Annotated in this window: 3 protein-coding genes and 1 pseudogene; all 4 read left to right on the forward strand. The window is 46.4% G+C overall.

Annotated features, from left to right (window positions below):
- Positions 1–369, forward strand: a pseudogene (locus V5298_RS14010) (MFS sugar transporter); the annotation flags it as partial.
- A 10-nt stretch (positions 370–379) separates the two neighbouring features.
- Positions 380–1,309, forward strand: coding sequence for a TIGR03571 family LLM class oxidoreductase (locus V5298_RS14015; RefSeq protein WP_332932071.1), 930 nt, complete (start codon positions 380–382; stop codon positions 1,307–1,309).
- Positions 1,310–2,218: 909 nt separating this feature from the next.
- Entirely contained in the window at positions 2,219–3,808 is a 1,590-nt protein-coding gene (prfC, locus tag V5298_RS14020; protein ID WP_332932072.1) for a peptide chain release factor 3, read from the forward strand.
- Between the two features lie 12 nt (positions 3,809–3,820).
- Positions 3,821–4,310, forward strand: a 490-nt coding sequence (gene argS / locus V5298_RS14025; RefSeq protein WP_332932073.1) for an arginine--tRNA ligase, incomplete at its 3' end; no start/stop codon positions are given.

Consider the following 4,310-nt stretch of genomic DNA (forward strand, 5'->3'; position numbering starts at 1 on the left):
ATTTTCACCACGCTTTCCATCATACTTTTAGCCCTTACTTTTACCATGGAAAGCAAAGTGGCTGCGGTAATTACCGTACTGGTATGGGGCGCGTTTGCATTCGGCAGTGTACCGGGACTACAGGTATATGTTGTGCAACTGGCTGAAAAATTCACGCCGAATGCCGTAGATGTGGCCTCTGGGCTGAACATTGCCGCTTTCAACATAGGCATTGCGTTGGGGTCAATTATTGGTGGCACCATAGTGGATGGCATGGAGCTTTCAGATACAGCTTGGATTGGCGCGCTAATTACGGTGATTGCGTTAGTTGTTACCCGATACAGCGGACATCTGGACAAGCGTTCACTGGCAACAAGCAACAAGGCATAAGGAGCCAGGTATGACAACGGGAGTCTCACAACAAACAACCAATCCCTTCGATAAACTGGCTCAGCATATATTTTCAGTTGGCGTTGAACTGCCGCTAGACAATGATTGGGCCCGTTATGATGCTGCACAGGGGACGCCGTTTGGCGTGCCCGACATGAGCCAACATCATGCAAGAATTCAGCTGGCCGATAAGCTTGGCTTTACCGCGGCGTGGGTTAGAGATGTGCCCATTTACGACCCTAATTTTGGCGATGCAGCACAAGTTTTTGAGACTTTCAGTTACCTTGGGTATTTGGCGGCCATCACTGAAAACATCATACTGGGCACAGCGGCGGTGGTGTTGCCATTACGCCAGCCCTGGTTAGTTAAAAAAGCCGCGGCTACTGTTCAGCAGCTCAGTAATAACCGATTAATTTTGGGGGTTGCCAGTGGTGACAGACCTGTTGAATATCCGTTGTTTGACGTAGATTTTGAAATTCGTGGTGAAACATTTAGGCAATCGCTGAGCATTTTAAAAGAGGGTGAAACACGTTTATCGCAGGGCATGGATTTATTACCTAGATCGCCTCAAGCACCCCTTTATGTGGCAGGGCTTGCACAGCAAAGCCCGCAGTGGGTAGGTGAAAACATGGACGGTTGGTTGGCCTATCCGGGGACACCTGATGATCATGTTAAGCGGGTTCAGTTATGGCGAAATGTGGCAGGCGATAAACCTTATGTTAGTTTTATTCATTTGAATTTGTTAGCAGACGATCACGCACCGATAAAACGTCATCGATTTGGTGTTGAAACCGGAGTAAACGGGCTTGTTACTGAACTTAACGCTATGAAAGACGCCGGTGTTAACCATATCGGCTTACACTTTAGACGCAACAGCTTGCCGGTTGAAGATGCCATGCTGCGTATTGCCGATAGTGTGCTCCCCCATTTTAAACAATAGCGATGGCCTAACCTGCACTTCACAACTAAGAGTGTAAAATCGACAATTTAATCTTCTCTTTATTATATGGGTATGAGTATTGCTCATATCCATTATTATTTGATTAAACTAAAAATGTAGCTTAATTTTCGCGCCATAATAAATGCACTAGAACTTGGCATCCCTCTCACTTGAATCAGACATTTATATCTATTTTTATCGCCCTATGTTGCGTTGTGTCCTCTGCGGTACTTTCACAGGAACAAGATGTAATACAAAAGTATGACTTGGCAACAATGAGTTCCTCGCCTACGTGGCGTTTGCTTATTCATTATGAACAAGGATTGCTATTTCCTGTTACTCATCATTTTTCTTCACCTGGATATACTTTCGGTCGCTCGGTTTGTCTAGAACTTAACCGTCTTGTCTGAGTAGAACCCTCAAAACTTTCAAGAACTCGGCATCTGGCTGACCACTGAACCTGCCAATCCCAAGGCATTCTTCACTTCTCAAGTCAAACAACGAGGAGTGACGATGAAACCTGTGAGTATTCCATCTTATATGAATGACCCGCCGCACTTTCTGCTTGGTTAGAGGAAGGTTACAAAGCTCTGAAACTAGCCTAAGCAGGCTTATATTGCCCCACTGAAAAGATGAGCGCCGTCTTTAGTGGGTATTTAGCCACGAGTTAGCAGAAAAACGTAAGCGGAGTGTGTTTTTAGCTGTCACAAATGTATAATGAGCGGCATTTTTATACTCCCTGCATTCTTTTCATTCTTTTGGTGTGATTTAGCACAAAAAAAGAGGGGAGGAGTAGAGCTTGGCGTTCCCGCGTAATTTGTATACGGCGGTATGTAACAACACTGAGCAAGGCGAGCAACTATTAAAGACTGAAGTACAAATCAGTGTACGAAACGGGATCGATTTTTCATGGCAAACGCCGATTTTCTTAATGAAATCAATAAGCGAAGAACTTTCGCTATCATTTCTCACCCCGATGCGGGTAAAACCACCATTACTGAAAAGGTACTTTTATTTGGCCGCGCATTACAAACGGCCGGTACGGTAAAAGGTAAAAAGTCCGGCCAGCACGCCAAGTCTGACTGGATGGAAATGGAAAAAGAGCGGGGCATTTCCGTTACCACGTCCGTTATGCAGTTTCCGTATAAAGACCATCTGGTGAATCTACTCGATACCCCAGGGCACGAAGACTTCTCTGAAGATACCTATCGTACCTTAACCGCAGTGGATTCTTGCTTAATGGTCATTGACGCGGCGAAAGGGGTGGAAGATCGTACCCGTAAGCTGATGGAAGTGACCCGTTTGCGGGATACCCCGATTATTACCTTTATGAACAAGCTCGACAGGGACATCCGTGACCCTCTGGAACTGCTTGATGAAGTTGAGACAGAGCTCAACATCATGTGTGCGCCCGTGACCTGGCCAATCGGCAGTGGTAAAGAGTTCAAAGGTGTTTATCATTTTCATCGGGATGAAGTGTATTTGTACAAGTCGGGGATGGGTCACACCATCCAGGATGTGCGCATCATTAAGGGGTTAGATAGCCCGGAATTGGAAGCAGCGGTTGGCAGCGGTTTGGCTGAACAGTTAAAAGAAGAGCTGGAACTGGTGCAGGGCGCATCCAATGATTTTGATCAGGAAATGTTCTTAGCCGGCGAACTTACACCGGTATTTTTTGGTACCGCACTGGGCAACTTTGGTGTGGATCACATGCTCGATGGCCTTGTAAACTGGGCACCTGCGCCTCAGGGCCGGAAAACAGAAGACGGTGAAGTTAGCGCCGACACGCCTCAGTTCAGTGGTTTTGTATTTAAAATTCAGGCCAATATGGATCCCAAACATCGGGATCGCATCGCCTTTTGTCGTATTGTTTCCGGTAAGTACGAAAAAGGCATGAAAATGCGCCATAGCCGTATTAATAAAGACGTGCGCATTTCTGATGCCCTAACGTTTTTGGCCGGCGACAGGGCATTGCTTGAAGAAGCCTATGCGGGCGATATCATTGGCCTGCACAATCACGGCACCATTCGCATTGGTGATACCTTCACCTCCGGTGATAATTTTCGTTTTACCGGCATTCCTAACTTTGCCCCAGAATTGTTTAAACGTATTCGATTAAAAGATCCTTTAAAGCAAAAGCAATTGCTAAAAGGGTTGATTCAATTGTCGGAAGAAGGGGCCGTACAGGTATTTCGTCCACTGGCCAATAACGATTTGATTGTGGGCGCGGTGGGTGTGCTGCAATTTGATGTCGTTGTTGCCCGTCTTAAGGCAGAGTACAATGTGGATGCAATTTACGAACATATCAGTGTAAACACGGCCCGTTGGGTGTACAGCGATGATGCGAAAAAGCTGGATGAATTCCGGCGCAAAGCCGAACAGAATCTGGCCTTGGATGGGGGCGATAACCTTACCTATATTGCGCCTACCAGGGTAAACCTGCAATTGGCACAAGAACGTTATCCTGATATCCAGTTTAAAGAAACCCGCGAACATTAAGAAAGACAAACAATGAATATACATGCTTTATTAGTCAGTCGTTTTACCGAGGCACTGGACGCCTTAGGCGTGGAAAATGCCCCTGTGCCAGTGGCCAAAAGTGCCCGTCCTGAATTCGGTGAGTATCAGTTTAACGGTGCCATGGCACTGGCTAAACAACTTAAACAAAAGCCGCGGGATATTGCTGAGAAAATTGTTTCGCTGGTGAAGTTAGATGATGTGGCCAGTAAACTGGAAGTGGCCGGCCCCGGTTTTATTAATGTACATTTAAACGATGTATGGCTGGCGAATCAGTGTGAGCTGGCCTTGCACGATCCCCGCATTGGTGTGGCAAAAGAAAAGCCCAAGACCGTTGTTGTGGATTATTCTTCGCCTAACCTTGCCAAAGAAATGCACGTAGGCCACTTGCGTACCACCATTATTGGTGATGCCGTGGTAAAAGTGCTGGAATTTTTAGGCCATAAGGTGATTCGTCAAAATCACATGGGCGATTGGGGTACCC

The sequence above is a fragment of the Alteromonas sp. 14N.309.X.WAT.G.H12 genome (genome assembly GCF_036697315.1).
GTDB lineage: Bacteria > Pseudomonadota > Gammaproteobacteria > Enterobacterales > Alteromonadaceae > Alteromonas.